The following is a 17479-nucleotide window of genomic DNA, read 5'->3' as shown; positions in this document are numbered from 1 at the left end:
ACACTGCGTTCTCGCCGGCGCTTCTGGTGCTCGCGGGGCACATCGTGTTTTGTGGGACGACGATAATGAGGGACTAAAGAATGACGAGCGGCATCCACCACATCACCCTGATTGCCCGGAAGGTCCAGGCAAACGTCGACTTCTATGTCGGCTTTCTTGGCCTGCGCCTCGTCAAGCGGACGGGCGGCTATGAGGACGCCAACCAGCTGCACCTCTTCTACGGCGACGCCGAGGGGTCGCCGGGATCGCTCGTGACCTTCCTGATGTGGGAAGACGGCGGTCGCGGCCGTGTCGGCCATGGCCAGCCGAGCGAGATCGCCTTTGCCATCCGGCCGGAAAGCATCGGCTTCTGGCTGACCCGCGCGCTGCAGTTCAACATCGCCACATCAGGGCCGGCGCAGGAATTCGGCGAGCCGGTGCTGCGGCTCAAGGATCCGGACGGTGTCATCGTCAAGCTCGTCGGCACCGAGGCGGTTTCGGGTGCAGCCCCCTGGAGCACGCGCGATATCCCTGCTGAAGACGCGATCCGCCGCCTGCGCGGCGCCACGATCCTGACCGAAAAGCCGGAGGAATCCGTTCGCTTCCTGACGTCCCATTTCGGCTACACGGAAACCGGCGCAACCGACGCGATCCGGCGGCTCACCTCCGCCTCCGGCGATACCATCGACGTGCGCAATGCGACCGGTTTCTGGACGTCGGCGCCTGGAACCGGAACGATCGATCACATCGCTTTTCGCGCTCCGGATCGCGCGGCCGTGGAGCGGGTGCACGACGACCTGAAGCGCGACGGTGCCGGCGCAATCAACGCGCATGACCGCAAATATTTCTATTCGCTCTACGTCCGCGAACCCGGTGGGTCGCTCTATGAACTGGCCAGCGACGTTCCCGGCTTCACCGTCGACGAACCCAAGGAAACGCTGGGCACCGAGCTCTTCGTCCCCGCGCATTTCAGCGCCGCGCGCGAAGAAATGCTGCTGGCCATGCCGCAGTTCGCGCTGCCGGGAGAACCGCGGCTGACCGAGCGCGACCTGCCCTTCGTGCACCGCTTCTATCACCCTGACGTGCTCGATGACCGCACCTTCATGCTGTTGCACGGCAGCGGCGCCAACGAGACCCAGCTTCTTCATCTCGCCCACCAGGTCGACCGCGAAGCGACACTGGTCGGCATTCGCGGCCGGTCGAACGAGGAGGGAACGCCGCGCTGGTTCCGCCGCTATTCGCCGACCACCTTCGACCAAAAGGATGTGCGCTCGGAAGCCGAAGCCTTCGCTGCCTTCGTCGAAGGCGCGCGCGACGGCTACCGCATCGATCTCGAGAAGACCGTCTTCATCGGCTACTCCAACGGCGCCAACCTGCTGGTGGCGCTGATGCTCTTGCATCCGGGGCTCATCCGTAATGTCGTGCTGATGCGCTCGATGCTGGTGCTCGACGACGTGCCGCCCCCGGATCTCTCGGGCTCCAAGGTCCTGCTCCTGACGGGTAGGCACGACAGCTATGGCGACTTCGCTCCACGCCTCAGGGAAGAGCTTGCCCGCACCGGTACGGACCTGACCGCGGTCGACCTCGATATGGGCCACGAGGTCGGTGCGCCGGATATCGCGGCCATCCAGCAGTGGCTCCAGGACAAGGGGCTCTAAAGGTCCTTCGGGCCGTTTCGGCGAACGCTTTAGGAAAGCGAACAACGCTCGCTCCCTCATGCTCGGGCTTTGCCCGAGCATTCATATCTAGTCGTGACCCTGATGTCCGGAGGGGCCTTAGCGGGTCACTGGGTCGGCAGCCTACCGAGCGCCCTCAGCGCCGGTAAAATCCGCAAACGCTTTCACGAAGGCGGCGAGCCGGTCGCGGGCGTCTGCATCGGTCAGCGTCCCCGTCTCATCAAAAAGCGTATCCGCCTTGGGCAGCATCAGCCGCTTGCCGGACCAGAGTTCGGCGCCGAGCGTGCGCATGATCGGTAGCCAGGCGTTCTGGCTGAGGATGGTGCCGAAATTGCCGGGCGAGCTGCCGGCAAGCGCGAAGGGCCGGCCGCGAAACACCTTGGCGATATCAGCGGAAGGCCGGCTCATCCAGTCGATAGCGTTCTTGAACACGCCGGGGATGGAGTTGTTGTATTCCGGTGTAAACAGGATGACGCCATCGGCGGCCATCACCTTCTGCTTCAGCACCGTCACGGCATCAGGAATGCCGCTTTCCTTTTCGACGTCACCGTCATAGAGCGGAATCCCATGCAGCGTCGCGGTGTCGAACGCGACGCCGTCAGGCAGATTTTCCGCAGCCGCCCGCATCAGGCCGGTGTTGAACGACGCCTTGCGCAGGCTCCCGGAAATTCCGAGGATTTTCGTCATGGGATCTGGTCCTTCCTACTCCAAGTCCGTGCGGGCGCGCCTCGAAGAGCGAGGCGGCATGCGATCGATAGAGATAACGCAACAGCGGTGATGATGGGTCCGCGCGAAGCAGATGTCCAACGGGATCAGGGGGATAGAGACAAAAAAGCCGGGGACGAACCCCGGCTTTTCGATCGGATCAGACCGTTAGACCAGCGGCTTCAGCCGTGCCTCGATCTGGGCGCGCTTCGGCTCCAGGAACGGCGGCAGCGACAGGCTTTCGCCAAGCGTTTCCATCGGTTCGTCGACGGCGAAACCGGGACCGTCGGTGGCGATCTCGAAGAGAACGCCATTCGGTTCGCGGAAGTAGAGCGAACGGAAGTAGTAGCGCTCGACCTCGCCGCTCGACGGCAGGCGGAAGCCGTTGAGCCGTTCCGTCCACTCCGTCAGCGCCGCATTATGAGGCGCCCGGAAGGCAACGTGATGCACGGCACCGGCGCCCTGCCGGGCAATCGGCAGACCCGGCTGAACCGCGACATGCAGTTCGGCCGCAGGACCGCCCTCACCCATGGTGAAGACATGAACCTCGCCTTCGCCATCCGGCGACGCATAGGTCCGGCCCTTGCTCATGTTCATCACATGCGTGAGGACGAGCTCGGTGTTGGTAATGTCCGGCACGCTGATGGTGATCGGTCCGAGGCCCTTGATCTGGCGCTCGGCCGGAACCGGGCTCTTTTCCCAGGGATGCGACGGTTCAAGACCGCCATCGTCGATCAGCCGGAAACGCTGGCCTTCGCCATCCTCGAAATCAAGCGAGGTGCGGCCATCGATCTCGGCGACCTCTCCACTCGTGACCTTGAGTTCGTTGAAGCGGTCCTTCCACCAGCGAACGGTTTCGGCGCTGCCGACCCTCAGCCCCGTGCGCGAAATGCTGTGCGTGCCGCGGCCTTCCGGCCCGACCGGCCAGTCGAAGAAGGTCAGGTCCGTTCCGGGCGTTGCGCGCCCGTCGGCATAGAAGAGGTGGTAGGCGGTGGTGTCGTCCTGGTTGACGGTCTTCTTGACCAGCCGCAGCCCGAGCACTTCGGTGTAGAAGCGCAGGTTTTCCGGTGCGTTGGCGGTGATCGCCGTCAGGTGATGGATCCCAGTCAGTTGCAAGCTCATGATTGCCTCCAATGCGTTGGCATTGCTGTTGAGCACCATATGGGATGTCCCATCGTTTCCGACAGTGGACCAATAGAGAACAGAACGTTCTCCTCAGGTGAACAACAAACGGCCCGTCAGCGCTGTCGTCGCAGAGACACAACTGCAATCGGCGCGCGCTCAACGGCGATTGAGATCGCCGAGATAGGTGTTTTCAAGGCGGGAGATTGCGTAGGTCTTGGGGTCAATGTCGACAAGGAGCACGGCTTCCTGCCCCGATCCCGCTTTGGCGAGCAGCTGCCCGTCGGGTGCTGCAATGCGCGACAGCCCGGCGAAAGAGAACAACGGGTCCGAACCACAATGGTTGATATAGGCGACGAACACCTGGTTCTCGAAGGCGCGCGTCTGGATCATGTGCTCGGCGATGAAATCGCCGGACCAGCCGGCCGGCAGCGCCGTCGGCACCAGCACGGCTTGCGCCCCGGCGAGCGCCAGGCGCCGGACGTTTTCCGGAAACTCGACATCGTAGCAGATCAGCATGCCGCAGGTGACGCCGCGGTGCGCGAAAAGCCGGGTCGACGGTTCCGGCGCGCGGAAGATCGAACGCTCATAGTCGCCGTAGAGGTGAGACTTGCGGTAGACGACCGGTGCGGCATCGCCATCGACATAGACGGCGCTGTTATAGACGTCGCTGCCGTCGCGCTCGGCAAAGCCAGCGATGAGCGCAATGCCGGTTTCCGCCGAGATCGCTTTGAGGCGCTGAACGATCGCACCGTCAGGCGCTTCGGCGAGTGCCGTCAGCGCTTCTCCGGCGCCGTAGCCGGTGACGCCGAGCTCGGGCGTCAAAAGCAGCGTCGCCCCTTGGGCCGCGGCTTCCGCCGCAGCGCGGGCAATGCGGTCGAGATTGGCGGCGACGTCACCCGCCGCCGATTGCATCTGGAGGGCTGCGAGCTTCATCATTTTCCATCCGACGACATAGCGCCGAGCAGCTTCGGCAGGTCGCCGAAACGGGCGACAAGGCTGAAGATCACCGCGGCGGTCGTGACGAAGAGCACCGTCACCGAGGCCATGGTCGGCGTATAGCCGTAGCGCAGCGCATTGAAGATCTTGATCGGCAGCGTTTCCACCGTGAAGCCCACCGTCATGTAGGCGACGATGTATTCGTTGAGCGACAGCACGAAGGCGAACGCATAGCCAGAAACGATATAGGGCAGGATCAGCGGCAGCACGACGGTGCGGAAGATCGTGCGCTCGTCGGCGCCCATGGTCGAGGCGGCCTCGACGAGCGACCGGTCGATCGAGGTGAAGCCGAGCGACAGCGTCACCAGCGGCAGCGTCACGAAGAAGATCGCGTGGCTGACGACCGCCGTCCAGGGCTGGCCGTAAAAGCCGACCGTCGCCCAGAAGGTGAGCATGCCGAGCGCGGTGATGACCGGCGGCAGCGTGAAAGGTGCGACACCCAGAAGCTGGAAGATGTTCGCCCAGGGCGCGATGCGCCGCCACAGGAACCAGGAGAGCGGCAGCGCGATCGCAACCGCAAGCGCTGCCGAAAGCACGGCAAGGGTCACCGAGGCGAACAGCGCATTGCGCCATTCCGGATTGAGGAAGATCTCGCCGTACCAGGAGAGCGAAAAGCCCTGTGGCGGAAAGGCGAGCGTCTGCTTCTCGTTGACCGAAACGCCGGCAACGACGATCAGCGGCAACGACAGGAACAGGCCGATTAGGAAGAAATAGGCCTTGCGGAAGATCGAGGTCATGCCGCTTCTCCCTTGCGTCCGGCAATCACGGTAAGCGCCACCAAGCCGAGCGTGACGAGCACGAGGAACACGGCCATGGCAGCGGCGAACGGCATGTTGGACTGGTAGATCGCCTGGTCGGTGATCAGCACCGACAGCGTCCAATGCTGCGGCCGGCCGAGAAGCTGCGGCAAGAGATAGGAGCCGAGCGCGAAGATGAACACCATGATCAAGGTGGCCGTAATGGTGTTGCGCAGCGCCGGCACGACCACGGTGAAGAAGGCTTTGAGCGGCGACGCGCCAAGCGTTCTGGCCGCCTCCGTCAGCGTCGGATCGAGACGCACGAGCGCCGGGAAGAGCACGAGCACCGTATAGGGGAAGGCCTGGTAGACCATGCCGGTCAGGACCGCCCCGAAGCTCGGCGTCAACGCCTTGGCTTCCGCCATGATCCCGAGCGCGACGAGGATGTTGGTGATCCCTGCCGTGCGCGAAAACAGCGTCGACCATGCAAAGCCGATGATGACTTCAGACAGCGACAGGATCGACAGAAGCGCCACCAGCCAGACGACCTGCACTTTGCGCGCCATGCGCGTCAGCATGTAGGTAAAGGGCAAGGCGAGCACGACGCAGCAGATGGCGACGATGACGGCGAGCATCAGCGAAAAGCCGAGCACGCCGCCGAAGAAGACAGACAGGAAGCGGGCGTAATTGTCGAAGACGAAGGCCGGCGTATAGAAGCCGCCCTGCTGGCGCTGGAAGAAGCTGACGGCGATCATCGTGCCGAAGGGCACGACGAAGAAGATCGTCAGCATCGCTGCGGGAAAGAGAAGCGGCAGATAGTCGCCAAGAGTTTGGGGCGGTTCGCGTCTCATTTCTTCAGCACCACGCAGACATCCGGGGTGAGCGCGATGCCGACCTCCTGGCCGACCGAAACGTCGGGCCGGGCGCGCGGCGTCGAGACGGCGACGATCTGGTGGCCGGCGATATCGACGAAGGTTTCGATCGTGCCACCGAGGTCACGCACGAAGGTGACCTTGCCGGTGAGTGCGCCGGCGCCGGGCGCGGTCAGGTGCACGTCTTCCGGGCGAACCGACAGCGTGCCCTTGGCGGCACCGTCCGGGAGCGCGAGGCCGGGGATCGCCTGGCCGAGCACCACGGCACGGCCGGAACTGTCGCCCTGAACGTCGAGCAGGTTGGTCTGGCCGATGAAGTCGGCGACGAAGCTGTCGGCCGGGCGGCGATAGATTTCGATCGGCGACGCGGCCTGGCGGATCTCGCCGCCGCTCATGACGACGACGGTGTCGGCCATGGTCATCGCCTCGCGCTGGTCGTGGGTGACGACGATGGTGGTGATGCCGAGCTTCTGCTGCAGCTGGCGCAGTTCTACCTGCATCGCCTCGCGCAGCTTTGCGTCGAGCGCCGAAAGCGGCTCGTCGAGCAGGAACAGTTTCGGCGAGATCGACAGAGCGCGGGCGATCGCCACGCGCTGGCGCTGGCCGCCGGAAAGTTTGGCAACCGGCCGGTCGGCATAGCCGGAGAGATGGATCATCGCGAGAAGTTCGTCGACGCGCTTCTTCTGGTCTTCTTTTGCCGCACCGCGGATGCGCAAGGGATAGGCAATGTTTTCGCCGACGGTCAGGTGCGGAAACAGTGCCAGCGACTGGAACACCATGCCGAGATTGCGCTTATGCGTCGGCACGCGGGTGATGTCCTCGCCGTCGAGCCGGATCGCCCCGCCGGTCGGCAGATCGAGGCCGGCGATCATACGCAGCAGCGTGGTCTTGCCGCAGCCTGATGGCCCGAGCATGCAGACGAAGGTGCCATGCGGCACGGTCAGGTCGACATTGTTGACGGCCCTGAAGGCTCCGAATTCCTTGACGACGTTTTGAAGGGCAAGTCCGGACATTGTTTCTCCGCGGGAAAGGCCCCTCCGCCTCATGGGAGGGGTTCAGGCGGGGAGCGGCTGAAGGCCCCTCCCCGTCGTTACGCTTTGGCGCTCCCCGGCAAGCGGAGAGCAGTCGGGATCAGCCGACGATCAGCTCGGTCCACTTCTGGTTCAGCCAATCCGACTTGGTCTGGTAGAGGTCGTAGCGCGGAATGATCGGCTCGATATCCGACGAGACGGCTGCGAATTCCTTGTCGGTCAGGTCCGTGACCTCGCGCTTGACGGTCGGCGACGTGCCGACTTTCCGTGACAAAGTCGCCTGGATCGAGGGCTGGCACATGTAGTCGATGAAGATATGCGCTTCCTCGGACTTCTGCGAGGCGCGCGACAACGCCCAGCAACCGGAATCCTGGATGCCGCCTTCCTTCGGGAAGGTGGAACGAACCGGATGGCCGTCGGCAGCGGCAAGGCCGGTCACGTCGTGGTAGTACTGGCCCATCGGGATTTCGCCCGACTTCAGCGACTGCTCGAACTGCGCTTCGTCGCGGTACCAGAGGCGCACGTTCGGCTTGACTTCGGCCAGCTTGTCGAACGCCTTCAAGAGGCCCTCTTCCGTGTCGAGCGCGTTGGTGCCGCCCATGAAGGTCTTGGCCGTCACTTCGAGCAGGAACGAGTTGGAAACGAGCGCAAGCAGGCCGAGCTTGTCGGCATTTGCCGGATCCCAGAAGGCGGACCAGGAGGTCGGCGCTTCCTTGTAGACGTCGGTGTTGGTCACCAGCGTGATGTACCAGGAAACGGCGCCGATGCCCGCGATACGGCCATCCGGATACTTGTTGACGAAGCGATCGAGCAGGTTCGAGGCGTTCTTGATCTTGGCGGTGTCGAGCGGCGTCCAGAGATCGGTCGACTGTCCCTTCAGCATCGCCACCTGCGACATCATCGAGACGTCAGCCGGCGCCTGGCCGGCGCGGGCGGCCTGCTCGAGCTGGACGAGCCAGGCTTCACCGGTCGGCTCGGCGATCGATTCGACGGCAATACCGGTTGCCTTGGTGAATTCCGGGAAGATGTTCTTATCGAACGAGGTTTTGAAATAGCCGCCATAGACGCCGACCTTCAGCGACTTGTCCTGCGCGCGCAGGACCGACGGCATCGCCAGCATGGAGGCACCGGCAAGGCCGGCGCCGAGCAGCGTGCGGCGCTTGATGGAAGTGGTGATCATTCGCGTTCTCCTTTGTTCCGGCGGTGATCCGCCTTGTTCCCTGTTCTGTTTGATTTCTTGCACATTTTCAGTCTCAGTGCGCGGCTGTTTTGCGCTCCAGCATGCGCGAATATTGTGTCAGCGGATAACACAACACGAAGAAGATCACCGCGACCAGCCCATAGACCGTGAAAGGTTCGAAGGTTGCATTATTGATCGCATTCGCGGTTCTGAGAAGCTCCTCGAAGCCGATGATCGAGGTGAGCGCCGTGCTCTTGATCAACTGCACGAGAAAGCCGACGGCCGCCGGCCGGGTGATCGCGAAGGCCTGCGGCAAGATGACAAGGCGCAGTTCCTGCAACCGGTGCAGCCCGAGGCTCGCGCCGGCATCCCACTGCCCGCGCGGCAGCGCCTCCACCCCGCCGCGCCAGATCTCGGCGAGATAGGCGCTGGCATAGAAGGTCAATCCGAGGGCTGCCGCGGTCCACGGCTCGATGCGGAAACCGAGCATCGGCAGGCCGAAGAACATCAGAAACAGCTGCATCAGGAGCGGTGTGCCCTGGAAGAGCGCGATATAGCCGGAACCGAAGCGCCGCGCCCAGCGGCGTTCCGAAATGCGCGCTGCGAGTATAGCAAGCCCCACTGCCGCGCCGCCGGCAAAAGCGACGATCGACAGCAGTATCGTCCACCGCGTGGCGAAGATCAGGTTGCGCAGGATGTCCCAGAAGGTGAACTCGATCATGACACACCCGCTCCCAGCACGCGGCGCCCGCCGGCGACGAAGAGCCGCCGGACGGCCATCGACAGGGCGAGATAGATCAGCGTGACGACGAAATAGGTTTCGAACGAGCGGAAGGTGCGCGCCTGCAGGAGATCCGCCTCATGTGCGAGTTCCCTGACCGCGATCTGCGAGACGACGGCCGATTCCAGCATCATGATGATGACCTGGCTGGTGAGCGCCGGGAAAATCACCTTCAGCGCCTGCGGCAGGATGATCTTGACGAAGACCTGGCGCGGCTTCAGCCCGAGCGCAAACGCCGCCTCGCTCTGCCCCTTCGGCACCGCATCAAGCCCGGCGCCGACGATCTCGGTCGTATAGGCCGCCATGTTGAGCGTCATGGCGACGATGGCCGCGACGATCGGGTCGAGCCTTATGCCGAGGCTCGGCAGGCCAAAATAGATGAAGAACAGCTGCACCAGGAACGGCGTGTTCCTGACGACTTCGACATAAACGGCCACCGCCTTGCGCAAGACGCCGTAGCGGCTGCGGCGGACGGCGGCGAAGAGAATGCTGATCAGGATGCCGAGCACCGTGGTGCAGGCGATCAGAAACACGGTCATGGCCGCGCCATGGGCGATCGCGCCCGCGGCGTCCTTGAGCCAACCGAAGCTGAGGCCGTAGCCCATCGTTGCAACCTTTCCTCAAGCGGGCCGCGAGGGGATCGCCCCCCGCGGCCACCGAGCTTGTTAGTCCTTGAGGTTGTCGGGGTTGAGCGGCGTCTTCAGCCAGGCCTCCGAGCTCGCGTTCAACTTGCCGTCCGAGAGCATCTTGGCAACGGAGTCGTTGACCGCCTTCTTCAGACCATCCTCGCTCTTGTTGAGGCCGATATGCGACGGCGAGGTCAAAAGCTGGAACTTCTGTTCCGGCTTCAGCGCCTCCTGACGGGCCAGCACCTGGGCGCCGACGTCGTTGCCGACGACCATCAGTTGCGTCTGGCCGGAGATGAAGGCCTGGATGACAGCATTGTAGTTGTCGAAGCGCTGGATGTCGGCACTGGCCGGCGCTGCCTCAGTCAGCGAGGTGTCTTCGAGCGTGCCTCGGTTGACGGCGATGGTCTTCTCGGCAAGGTCTTCCTTGCCGGCGACCTTCAGCTCTGCCGGGCCGATGACGGCAATGTAGTAAGGCGCATAGGCAGCGGCGAAGTCGATGACTTCCGCACGTTCCTTCGAGAAGCCGACGCTCATCAGGATGTCGACGCGCTTGTCGTTGAGATAGGGAATGCGGTTCTGGCCGGTGACGCTGACAAGATTCAGCTTGACGCCGAGATCGTCGGCGATCTGCTGGGCGACGTCGACGTCGTAGCCCTTGATGCTCATGTCGGCGCTGGCAGACGAGAACGGCGGGAAGTCCGAGAAGATGCCGACATTGATCTGGCCGGCGGACTTGATGTCGGCGAGCGCGTCGGCCTTGGCGATGCCGGCGGCGGCCCCAAGCATCAGGGCGGCGGCGAAGGCTGTCTTCAGTTTGGTATGGATCGTCATGGTAATTCCCCTACCCGGAAGCTTTGTGATTGTGCAGTCTGGTGGTCGGCCGCCATTTCCGGTCCGGCAGCCGACGAACCCTTAGTCAGGCCTCAAGCCGCCTTGCCGGTGATCGCCGGGCTGAAGACCATGAGGCTCAGGATTTCGAACAGCACCTGCGCACCCGCATGGGCCGTGTTGGTGGTCGAGTCATACTGTGGCGCCACTTCGACGACGTCGCCGCCGACGAGGTTGATGCCCTTCAAGCCGCGGATCAGTTCGAGCACTTCGCGGGTCGTCAGACCGCCCACTTCCGGCGTGCCGGTGCCTGGTGCGAAGGACGGATCGAGACTGTCGATGTCGAAGGACAGATAGGTCGGGCCGTCGCCGACGATCTCCTTCGCTTTCTCGATGATCGCGGGAACGCCGAGGCCGGTCACCTCTTCGGCGTGGATCACGGTCATGCCGGACTCGTAGGAGAACTCCCAGAGATATTCGGCCGAGCCGCGGATGCCGATCTGCACGACGCGCGTCGGGTCGAGCACACCATCGAGCACGGCGTTGCGGAACGGGCCGCCGTGGTGGAACTTGGTGAGGTCGTAGGCACCGCCGGTGTCGCAATGGGCGTCGATGTGGATCATACCGACCGGGCGCTTCTTGCCGACGGCCTTGAGGATCGGATGGGTGATCGAATGGTCGCCACCGACCGACAGCGGCAGAACGCCGGCATCGACGATCTGGTTGATGCGCTTTTCGATGTCGTCGTGGCTGAGTTCCAGCCGGTAGCGGCTCTGGAACGGCACGTCGCCGATGTCTGCGACCCGCAGTTCCTGCACCGGCGTGCAGCCGAGCACGTGGTTATAGGGGCCGATGCGCTCAATCGTGCGCAGCGCCCGCGGTCCGAAGCGCGAGCCCGGGCGGTTGGTGACGCCGAGATCCATCGGAATGCCGACGATCGCCACCTGCAGATTACCGAAATCCGGGTTCTCGGCGTCAACGGGCATATGCGGCGCGGTCAGGAAGGTCGGGATGCCGGAATAGGGCGCAAGGCGCGTGCCGCTCTTGTTGAAGATCTTGTCGGCGACCTTGCGGAAGGTCGGGTCGAACAGCTCGCCGCCATGGCTTTCGCCATACTTTGCCTTCAGTTCGGCAAGCTTGTTGTCGTTCCAGGCCATCAGTCAATCCTCCGTCTTCCATAGCCTGAGGCATGCGCGCGAAGGCGCCACAGATATCTGTCTGCGGAAGGGGCCGGCTCGTCCGGCGCGTTCATGTTCCCCAGGCGTTTTCGCCTTTGTTGACGAATATTAGGCGGCAATTCCCCTAGAAAATCAATTGACATTGTTATAGCGTTTCGTGTGAGAAAAATTCACATGACAGCAACCGACGGAACGCCTCGATTTGTCCAGCCGCCTGCCTCCCTTGAACCCCTTGCGCGCCTTCGAAGCGACGGCGCGGCGGGGCTCCGTTTCGGCCGCGGCGCGTGAACTCAACGTCACCCATGGCGCGATCAGCCATCAGATCCGGGCACTCGAACTCTCGGTCAAGGCGGCGCTGTTTGAGCGCGGCGGCAAGCGGCTGAAGCTGACGCCGCAGGGTGCGCTGCTGCTGCCGGCTGTCACCCATGCATTCGCCGAGATCGCGGCGGCGACCGCAGCGATGACGCGGCCGACGACGAGCGGCGAACTCAGGATCACCTGCGTCCCGGCGCTGCTTTCCTTCTGGCTGATCCCGCGGCTGCATCTCTTCACTGAACAATATCCCGACGTGCGGCTGACGCTGATCGCCTCCAACGACGAGGCCTATCTGCACTCGCCCGATGTCGACGTCTGCCTGATCTACGGTGACGGCAATTGGTCCGGTGCCTGGGCAAAACTCTGGAGCCGGCTGGAACTTTTCCCTGTCGTCAGCCCAACGCTGCTCAACATGCGGCCCTTGCGCTCGGTGCGGGACCTGCGCGACCACGTGATGCTGCATGGCGACGACGGCCGTGAGTGGAACACCTGGCTGGCGGCGGCTGATGCCAGCGACCTGCAGCGCGGCCAGCAGCATTTCATGAGCGACGCTCGGCTTTCGACCGAAGCAGCACTGCACAACCAGGGCGTCGCACTCGGCGATACGATTACCGCCGGCAGCCTGATCGCGCGCGGCGAACTGATCGCCCCCTTCGACCTGACAGTGCCGGCCAACGACGCCTTCTTCGTCGCCTGCCGCAACGAGGTGCTGGCGGCACCGATCGTGCGCATTTTCATCGACTGGATGTTCGAAACACTCGAAAGCGACCCGATGCCGGAACTGCAGACATCGGCGCGCACGATTATTCGCAGCCGCACCTCGAAATCCGAGCCGACTGATCGTAAATCGGAGAAGAACGGTTTTCAGCCGGTTTCGGCGCCGAGCCATGCTCGCCGCACCGATCGTCCGCAGAAACGCAAAGCCAAGGCCTAACCACAGGAAGACCACTCATGCCGCATTTCAACCCGCTCGTCGAAAAGCTCTCGCCGCCGCCCGTGCCTTCGGTGCTGGCCTGGGCGAAATCCTACGACGGCTCCCGTGGCCCGCTGATCGACCTGTCGCAGGCCGTGCCCGGCTATCCCGCCCATCCGGACATGCTGGCCTGGCTCGGTGAGGCCGCAGCCTCAACCGCCTATACCGGATACGGCGCGATCGAGGGCGAAGCTGTGCTGCGCGACGCCTATGCGGCCCATGTCGCCGAGCTCTATGGTGCTTCGGTCACGGCCGACAACATCCACATCACCTCGGGCTGTAACCAGGCCTTCATCTGCACGGCGATGGCGATTGCCGGCGCGGGCGACACGATCCTGATGACCAACCCCTATTACTTCAACCAGGAAACGACGCTGTCGATGCTCGGCATCAATGTCGAACTCGTGCCCTGCGATGCCGGTGCCGGCTTCCTGCCGGAGGTCGATGCGATCGCCGCAGCGCTTCACCCCGGCATCCGCGCGCTCGCGCTCGTTTCGCCCAACAACCCGACCGGCGCTGTCTATCCGCCGGAGCTGCTCGCCCGTATCCATGAAGCCTGCCGTGCCAAGGGCGTCTGGCTGATCCTAGACGAGACCTATCGCGACTTCCTGCCGGATGCCTCCGTCGCTCCGCACGGCCTGCTCACAACCGAAGGCTGGCAGGAGAGCTTCATCGGCCTCTACAGCTTCTCCAAATCCTTCTGCATTCCGGGCCATCGCCTGGGCGCGATCACCGCCGGCCCCGCCGTTGTCGAACAGGTGACGAAGATCATGGACAACTTGCAGATCTGCGCGCCGCGCTCCGCCCAGGCCGCGGTCGCCAAAGCGATCCCGGCACTTGCCGACTGGCGACAGGGCAACCGCGCCGAGATCGCGGCCCGTGCCGATGCACTTCGCGACGTGATGAGCCGCCTGCCGAAGTGGAAGCTGCAGGCGGTCGGCGCCTATTTCGCCTATGTCCGCCACCCCTACCCGGATATCGACTCGCAGTTCATCGCCGAGAAGCTGGCCAAGCTCGCCGGCGTAGTCTGCCTGCCCGGCGACTATTTCGGCGAGGGCCAGGAAAACTACCTGCGCTTCGCCTTCGCCAATGCAGATGCCGACACGATCCGCCAGCTCGAAGAGCGGCTGGCGAACTTCACGCCGCCGGGTCTCTGAGACTTTGAACGACGCAATTCCGGACGGAAAACCGCCTCACACTTTTCCTGGAATTGCTGTCGGGCCTGGACCTGTTTTGAAGAAAGCGCGCGGCGTTATCCGCGCCGCGCGATCAGGATACCGACAAGCACGATCGCCCCGCCGATCGCCTGCATCATGCCAACCGGTTCGGCAAGCAGGATCCAGGCGAGGATCGCCGCCACGACCGGCTGCAACAGCAGTGTGAGCGACGAAAACGCAGGCGGCAGATAGGCGAGCGCATAGGTGATCGCCACCTGCCCGCCGGCATGGCTGACGAAGGCCAGGCCAAACAGCATCGACCAGCCGAACGCCGTCGGCGGCAACAGCGTCGGCTCGAACAGGACGGCCATCGGCAGCATGCAGATCGCAGCCGAAGCCGTGCTCCAGATCATGATGCGTACGGTGCTGAAGAGACTGCGCAGCTGTCCGATCGCCAGGATGTAACCGGCATAAAACATTGCCGCAACGACGGCGACGCCATCGCCGAGCAGATTGCCATCACCCAGCGCCATCGGGCCGCCCTTGAGGGTGATCACACCGATCACAGCCGTCACCAGCCCGACGGCAAAGACAACGCTGATCCGCGCCCGGAACAAGAGCCAACTGGCAAGCGTCACGAAGACAGGAGCGAGATTGGCAAGCAACGTCGCATTGGCAACCGATGTCTTGGTCAGCGCATAGTGCCAGGCACCGAGATCGATCGCCAGGAACACGCCCGGCAGGATCAGAAGCGCATATTCCGAGAGCTTTTCCGGTCGCCGCCCCCCGGCGCCCTCGGGACGAAACCAGGTCCAGGCGAGAAGCGGGATCAAGGCCAGCGCCACGCGCCAGAAGGCGGTCGCCATCGGCCCGACTTCCGACAGCCGCACGAAGATCGGCGAGCCGCCGATCGCAGCGCCGCCAATGAGAAGGGCAGCCATGGCAACGCGATTATGGGAATGGGAAGCTTGGGTCACGGGAGGCATCCGGAAGGGCACGGTCGTCTGGGGCGGTAAGCCGACGAGCTACCAGATGCGGACGACCGGTGACAGCCCTGCAAGCGCCGAAGCCTGAAAGAAAAAACGGCCGCCGCAGATTGCGACGGCCGTCGTTCAAGCACGTAGCGCTGTATTCAGGCAGCGTCGGGAACGTGAACGGTCTTCACTTCGAGGAAGTCCTCAAGGCCGAACATACCGCCTTCGCGACCGTTGCCGGACTGCTTGTAGCCGCCGAACGGGCTGCCGTAGCGGTGCGGCCCGCCATTGATGTGCACCATGCCGGCGCGCAGGCGTCCGGCGACGCGCTCGGCCCGCTCCGGGTTGCCCGTCTGCACATAGGCGGCAAGGCCGTAATTGGTGTCGTTGGCAATCGCGATCGCCTCCTCCTCGGTGTCGAAGGGAATGATCGCCAGCACCGGACCGAAGACTTCCTCGCGGGCGATGCGCATCTCGTTGTTGACGTCGGCAAAGATCGTCGGCTTGACGAAGTAGCCGGTCTCGAAGCCCTCCGGCTTGCCGGCGCCACCGACAAGCAGCCGCGCGCCTTCGGCAATGCCGGCCTCGATCAGCGCCTGCACCCGGCCGAACTGGACATGGCTGACGAGCGGACCGATATGGCTGCCTTCCTGCGTCGGGTCACCCACCTTCGCCTCGCGGCCGACGCGCTTGGCGATCTCGACCACCTGGTCGTAGACGTTGCGCTCCACCAGCATGCGGGTCGGCGCGTCGCAGGACTGGCCGGAATTGTTGAAGCATTCGAGCACGCTGCCGGTAACGCGATCTTCTAGATCGGCGTCGGCAAAGACGATGTTCGGCGACTTGCCACCGAGCTCCAGCGTCACGCGCTTGACCGTCTCGGCCGCATCCTTGCTGACGGCGATGCCGGCGCGGGTCGAGCCGGTAAATGACATCATATCGATGTCGGGATGCTTCGAAAGTGCTGCACCGGCGTTGATGCCGTCGCCGTTGACGAGGTTGAAGACGCCAGCGGGGAAACCCGCCTCATGCACCATTTCGGCATAAAGCATGGCGTTGAGCGGCGTGAACTCGCTCGGTTTCAGGATGCAGGTGGAGCCGGTCGCGAGCGCCGGCACCACCTTCAGCGCGATCTGGTTGATTGGCCAGTTCCAGGGGGTGATCAGGCCGCAGACGCCGATCGGCTCGCGCAGGATCACGTCGCCGTTCGGCAGCCGGTCGCGGCTCTTCAGCCGCTTCAGAGCGTCGATGAAGCCTTGCAGGTGACCGACGCCGACGTCGGCCTGCTGTTCGCGGGTCATGGTCTTCGGCGCGCCGAGTTCCATGGTGATGGTGTCGACCATCTCGTCATAGCGGCGCTTGTAGACAGCAAGCAGCTTTTCAAGCAGCGCCAGGCGTTCTTCGACGCTCGTCCGGCTGTAGGTGGCAAAGGCCTTCTTGGCGGCGGCAACGGCCCGGTCGATGTCCGCGGCTGTGCCCATCGAGATCACCGCAACCGGCTTTTCCGTTGCCGGGTTCAGCACCTCGAGATCGTTGGCGACGATGGGATCCACCCAGGCGCCGTTGATGTAAAACTTGCGTTTGTCGAGCATTCGCTCCTCCTTCCCGTCAGTTTGTCTTTTCTTTCTCCGCTAGCCAGTCCCGGATCAGAGCGCGATAACGCTCGCCCGAAAAGCTCGGAAAATGTCCGCCGTGAACGATACGCGCGGGTATCTTCAGCAGCCGTTCCATCGACGCCAGGTAGTCGTCGGCATTGGAATGATAGGTGTCCTCGATCAGCGGTCCGTCGTAGAGGATGTCGCCCGAGAACATGATACCGGTCTTCGCCTCATAGAGCGCGATGCCGCCGGGCGAATGGCCGGGCGTGTGGATCACCTCGAAGACCCGGTTACCGAGATCGATATGGTCGCCGTCTTCGAGCAGCCGCGTCGCCGGCGCCGCCTTCACCGCGTAGGTGGTCGAGAGATAGGGCTCGGGTGGCAGCGCATCGAAGATCTCGTCGGCCACATAGGGGTCGGCGAGCGTGTTCTTGCGGGTGGGATGCGCCAGAAGATCGGCTTCAGCGGAGTGCACACAACGGCAGTCGAACTCGTGATGGCAGCCGATATGGTCGAAATGGGTGTGGCTGGCGACGGCATCCAAGGCGCGCTCGGTGACGAGCGGCACCCATTGCCGGAGCGACACGACGCCCATGCCGCTGTCGACGAGGATGTCGCGGTCACGGCCGCGCACATGCCAAATGTTGCAGCGGTAGAATTCCTGGATATAGGGCTCGTCGATGGCGGTGACGTCGTCGTCGAGCCGTCTCACCCGGTACCAGTTCTCAGCGGAAATTCTCTGCAT

General features: G+C 63.7%; 18 protein-coding genes. 4 read left to right on the top strand and 14 right to left on the bottom strand.

The window, feature by feature from the left end; all coding sequences use genetic code 11:
* Window positions 1-80: 80 nt before the first annotated feature.
* Complete coding sequence (locus tag L981_RS02080) at window positions 81-1637, top strand: VOC family protein (RefSeq protein ID WP_043611285.1); 1557 nt, start codon at window positions 81-83, stop codon at window positions 1635-1637.
* A 141-nt stretch (window positions 1638-1778) separates the two neighbouring features.
* Here L981_RS02080 and L981_RS02075 read toward each other — a convergent pair whose 3' ends face one another.
* The 11 genes from L981_RS02075 to speB all read right to left on the bottom strand — a co-directional run bounded on the left by L981_RS02075 (window position 1779) and on the right by speB (window position 11696).
* Entirely contained in the window at window positions 1779-2342 is a 564-nt protein-coding gene (locus tag L981_RS02075) for an NADPH-dependent FMN reductase (protein WP_043611283.1), read from the bottom strand.
* A 186-nt stretch (window positions 2343-2528) separates the two neighbouring features.
* On the bottom strand, window positions 2529-3482 hold the full coding sequence (locus tag L981_RS02070; protein ID WP_043611309.1) for a ring-cleaving dioxygenase: 954 nt from the start codon (window positions 3480-3482) through the stop codon (window positions 2529-2531).
* A 159-nt stretch (window positions 3483-3641) separates the two neighbouring features.
* A complete protein-coding gene (locus L981_RS02065; RefSeq protein WP_043611281.1) occupies window positions 3642-4421 on the bottom strand; it encodes a carbon-nitrogen hydrolase family protein in 780 nt (259 codons plus the stop codon).
* Window positions 4418-5218: an ABC transporter permease gene (locus tag L981_RS02060; protein ID WP_043611279.1), complete on the bottom strand. Its 801-nt coding sequence runs from the start codon at window positions 5216-5218 to the stop codon at window positions 4418-4420. Before L981_RS02060 ends, L981_RS02065 begins: the two co-directional genes overlap by 4 nt.
* Window positions 5215-6069 (bottom strand): ABC transporter permease, encoded by an 855-nt coding sequence (locus L981_RS02055; RefSeq protein WP_043611278.1) that lies wholly within the window; start codon window positions 6067-6069, stop codon window positions 5215-5217. Before L981_RS02055 ends, L981_RS02060 begins: the two co-directional genes overlap by 4 nt.
* The gene (locus L981_RS02050; RefSeq protein WP_043611277.1) at window positions 6066-7103 is read right to left on the bottom strand and encodes an ABC transporter ATP-binding protein; all 1038 of its coding nucleotides are present in this window, start codon (window positions 7101-7103) and stop codon (window positions 6066-6068) included. Before L981_RS02050 ends, L981_RS02055 begins: the two co-directional genes overlap by 4 nt.
* 118 nt (window positions 7104-7221) lie before the next feature.
* A complete protein-coding gene (locus tag L981_RS02045) occupies window positions 7222-8301 on the bottom strand; it encodes a PotD/PotF family extracellular solute-binding protein (RefSeq protein ID WP_043611276.1) in 1080 nt (359 codons plus the stop codon).
* Between the two features lie 73 nt (window positions 8302-8374).
* On the bottom strand, window positions 8375-9022 hold the full coding sequence (locus L981_RS02040) for an amino acid ABC transporter permease (RefSeq protein WP_043611275.1): 648 nt from the start codon (window positions 9020-9022) through the stop codon (window positions 8375-8377).
* Window positions 9019-9687 carry an amino acid ABC transporter permease gene (locus L981_RS02035; RefSeq protein ID WP_043611274.1) on the bottom strand — a complete coding sequence of 223 codons (669 nt, stop codon included), beginning with the start codon at window positions 9685-9687 and terminating at the stop codon, window positions 9019-9021. The genes L981_RS02040 and L981_RS02035 overlap by 4 nt, the downstream gene beginning before the upstream one ends.
* 60 nt (window positions 9688-9747) lie before the next feature.
* Window positions 9748-10542 carry a transporter substrate-binding domain-containing protein gene (locus tag L981_RS02030; protein ID WP_043611273.1) on the bottom strand — a complete coding sequence of 265 codons (795 nt, stop codon included), beginning with the start codon at window positions 10540-10542 and terminating at the stop codon, window positions 9748-9750.
* Window positions 10543-10634: 92 nt separating this feature from the next.
* On the bottom strand, window positions 10635-11696 hold the full coding sequence (gene speB / locus L981_RS02025; protein WP_043611271.1) for an agmatinase: 1062 nt from the start codon (window positions 11694-11696) through the stop codon (window positions 10635-10637).
* A 223-nt stretch (window positions 11697-11919) separates the two neighbouring features.
* On the opposite strand from speB, the gene L981_RS02020 reads away from it, so the two are divergent.
* Both L981_RS02020 and L981_RS02015 read left to right on the top strand, forming a co-directional pair.
* A complete protein-coding gene (locus L981_RS02020) occupies window positions 11920-12966 on the top strand; it encodes a LysR substrate-binding domain-containing protein (RefSeq protein ID WP_043611270.1) in 1047 nt (348 codons plus the stop codon).
* Between the two features lie 17 nt (window positions 12967-12983).
* The gene (locus L981_RS02015; protein WP_043611268.1) at window positions 12984-14162 is read left to right on the top strand and encodes an aminotransferase; all 1179 of its coding nucleotides are present in this window, start codon (window positions 12984-12986) and stop codon (window positions 14160-14162) included.
* A 95-nt stretch (window positions 14163-14257) separates the two neighbouring features.
* On the opposite strand, the gene L981_RS02010 is transcribed toward L981_RS02015, so the two are convergent.
* Window positions 14258-15148 carry a DMT family transporter gene (locus L981_RS02010; protein ID WP_371258813.1) on the bottom strand — a complete coding sequence of 297 codons (891 nt, stop codon included), beginning with the start codon at window positions 15146-15148 and terminating at the stop codon, window positions 14258-14260.
* Between L981_RS02010 and L981_RS35740 the strand changes: the two genes are divergently transcribed.
* Entirely contained in the window at window positions 15102-15236 is a 135-nt protein-coding gene (locus L981_RS35740; protein WP_256364269.1) for a hypothetical protein, read from the top strand. The two genes, L981_RS02010 and L981_RS35740, sit on opposite strands and share 47 nt — an antisense overlap.
* Window positions 15237-15294: 58 nt before the next feature.
* On the opposite strand, the gene L981_RS02005 is transcribed toward L981_RS35740, so the two are convergent.
* Together L981_RS02005 and L981_RS02000 are read right to left on the bottom strand one after the other, a co-directional pair.
* Window positions 15295-16728, bottom strand: a complete 1434-nt coding sequence (locus L981_RS02005) for an aldehyde dehydrogenase family protein (protein ID WP_043611265.1) — start codon at window positions 16726-16728, stop codon at window positions 15295-15297.
* A gap of 16 nt (window positions 16729-16744) precedes the next feature.
* The gene (locus L981_RS02000) at window positions 16745-17479 is read right to left on the bottom strand and encodes an MBL fold metallo-hydrolase (RefSeq protein WP_043611308.1); all 735 of its coding nucleotides are present in this window, start codon (window positions 17477-17479) and stop codon (window positions 16745-16747) included.

Source organism: Ensifer sp. ZNC0028 (assembly GCF_000799055.1).
GTDB lineage: Bacteria > Pseudomonadota > Alphaproteobacteria > Rhizobiales > Rhizobiaceae > Ensifer.
Note: the sequence above shows the minus strand (reverse complement) of the source record. Positions and strands in the feature narration are given on the sequence as shown.